This is a genomic window from Bacillus sp. LR--39, assembly GCF_053613335.1.
This window is the reverse complement of record NZ_JBSIOT010000409.1, coordinates 1-987: the sequence shown is the minus strand read 5'-3', so window position 1 is coordinate 987 and position 987 is coordinate 1. Positions and strand designations below refer to the sequence as shown.

At 52.2% G+C, this 987-nt stretch carries 2 protein-coding genes; both read right to left on the bottom strand.

Features of this window, described 5'->3' with window-relative positions; genetic code table 11:
- On the bottom strand, positions 1–615 hold a 615-nt coding region (locus ACWHAR_RS23655), incomplete at its 3' end, for an alpha/beta hydrolase (protein WP_452088013.1).
- 40 nt (positions 616–655) lie between these two features.
- On the bottom strand, positions 656–987 hold a 332-nt coding region (locus ACWHAR_RS23650; protein WP_452088012.1), incomplete at its 5' end, for an iron chelate uptake ABC transporter family permease subunit.

Genomic DNA, 987 nt, shown 5'->3' with positions numbered 1-987 from the left:
AACAAAGTCATGCTCTTTATCAAAAAATGACGGATGCCAATGGATGGACGGACTGCCGGCGATATATGTCTGAAATAGATCCGGTTTTGTAAACAGGGTCTGCAGGACAAAAAGTCCGCCTAGGGAATGACCGAAAATCGCCTGCCTTTTCACATCAATCGTGAATTCCTGTTCGATCTCCGGCTTTAACTGCTGTTCGATGAAGGACAGAAAAGCTTTCGCCCCGCCTGGTTCCGGCCAGTCTGCTCCATCGGGCCTCATGGGCAGCTCAGCGCCCGATTCCGGCAGAGTAAAATCATAATACCGCCCCCGGTCAAAGGGAGCGTCGGTCTCGTAACCGATGCCGACAATAACAGCCGTCCCTACACCGGTTTTATCGGGACGGCGCGACTGCATCCGCAACGCCTCCACCATCGTTCCAAACACGGAATTGGCATCAAGCAGATAAATCACGGGATATCCTGCGGGCGGCTGTTCCCCAAATGGTTTCGCAATAAAAATCCGATATGTGCGGCTCCCATCCAGTGAACGCATGCACCGCTGTTCTGTCCCCGGTATCGCAACCGGGATGCATTCAGCAGCATTGACAGACTGCTGAAGTTTTTCTTGAGCCATATCATTCTCCCTTCCCCTCTTTGATGAGCTAAAAAACAGTCTAATGAACAGTCTTTTTTTGTTTGAAAAGTAAAAATAAGAAGTACGGCACACCGAAAATGGCGAGAATGATACCCGCAGGCACCTCGGACGGCTGGAACAGCAGCTTTCCGGCAAAATCGGCGCACAATACGAGAAACATCCCGATCAATCCGCTTAACAGCAATGAGTGGCGGTGCAGGACGCCGGCGAGCCTCCGCGAGATGTGCGGAGCAATCAGGCCGACAAATGCCATGCTCCCCGAAATAGCCACACAGGCGCTGATAATGCCGACACAAGCCGTGAGCAGCACCACCTTTTCAATATTCGCGGATACGCCGAGACTCTTCACCG